The sequence below is a fragment of the Fructobacillus tropaeoli genome (genome assembly GCF_001047135.2).
Taxonomy (GTDB): domain Bacteria; phylum Bacillota; class Bacilli; order Lactobacillales; family Lactobacillaceae; genus Fructobacillus; species Fructobacillus tropaeoli.
Map to the genome: position 1 here is coordinate 1 of NZ_DF968124.1, position 1,253 is coordinate 1,253.

At 36.2% G+C, this 1,253-nt stretch carries 3 protein-coding genes; 1 reads left to right on the forward strand and 2 read right to left on the reverse strand.

Translation table 11 applies throughout. The annotated features are described in order from the left end of the window. The coding region (locus AOQ32_RS08275) for a BRO-N domain-containing protein (protein WP_199504903.1) at positions 1-400 on the reverse strand (400 nt) is incomplete at its 3' end. An 11-nt stretch (positions 401-411) separates the two neighbouring features. Beyond that, on the reverse strand, positions 412-651 hold the full coding sequence (locus AOQ32_RS08280) for a DUF739 family protein (protein WP_059394390.1): 240 nt from the start codon (positions 649-651) through the stop codon (positions 412-414). 168 nt (positions 652-819) lie between these two features. On the opposite strand from AOQ32_RS08280, the gene AOQ32_RS08285 reads away from it, so the two are divergent. Continuing rightward, positions 820-1,253 (forward strand): helix-turn-helix domain-containing protein (locus AOQ32_RS08285; protein ID WP_148666545.1); only part of this gene is annotated, 434 nt, incomplete at its 3' end.

Genomic DNA, 1,253 nt, shown 5'->3' on the forward strand with positions numbered 1-1,253 from the left:
GCTTAAGAGTCGTGGCCAAACGAATAATCGTATCTGGGTCAGTCAACGCTTCTTCAATCTTCAAGTCCGTCATGTAAGCGCCGTGCTTGCGAATGCTTGGAAGGACTTCTGATGTGACCCACTTCTTGAACCGCTTAGCGCTATCTAACTTGCTACCAAAGATAAGAGCATAAACACCAGATTCGTTGATTAAATGTGCTCCTCGTTGTCCAAAACTCGGAGACGTTTTGTCGTTGAGTTTTTTGTCTTCATCATCAACGTGCATAACAATTGCCTTGTTAACATCGGCATATCCCAATGTCTTCGCAACATCTTTTCCTACAAACCATGGTTCGTTATCAACAAGTACTGTTCGTACTTCGTTACTTTCAAAGTTGAAAGCTTTTACTTCATTTGCCATGCTGGCCTCCCTTATGTTGTAGTATGTTCAGTTTTCTGAACGTTGATTGTAAAAAAATAAGATGACATATCTTCATCAGCAATTTCTAACACATTGCAAATGTTTAAAATTTCATCTTGTTTAAAAGGTTGTCCCTTCAACTTGTTTGTCATTGTTCCAGCTGAAATTCCAATTTTTCTAGCCAGAGAACTTTGATTGAAACCCTTAGACTTCATTCGGCCATACAATCGTTCATAATTGAATTTAATCATCTAATCCTCCTTTCGTTCGTTCAGTTTTTCTGAACAAACTAATAATAGCATCGTTTTTTTGGTTTTGCAATATATTTTTTAAGATTTTCTGAACTTTTTCATTTAATAGTTGAGTTTGTCTGAACTTTTGTTTATAATATGGTTATACTAATAAAGGAAGACATAGATATGGAAAGTTTTAATCTTCGCCTCAAAGAGGCAATGGAATATAAGAAAGTAAAATCAGCTGAATTATCTAAGTTGACAGGTATTGGTAAATCTTCTATTAGCCAATGGTTGTCTGGTCAATATTCTGCTAAGCAAGATAAAATTTTCATTATCGCTAAGGCTTTGAATGTTAATCCTAGTTGGCTAATTGGAGCAGACGTTCCTATGACCAACGAAAGCACTCCTGAAAAAATATTTAACATTGCTAACCAATTAGATGACGGACGACAAAAAAAGTTATACTATTTTGCTAACGAACAATTAGAAGAACAAAACAAAGTTGTTCAAATGCCAACGACCAACACTGTTGAAGTGTATGGGGCTGTTTCAGCTGGTACTGGTGAATACATGGTCGATAATCAACCAGAAGAAGTTGATTACAGTGGCACTGTTCC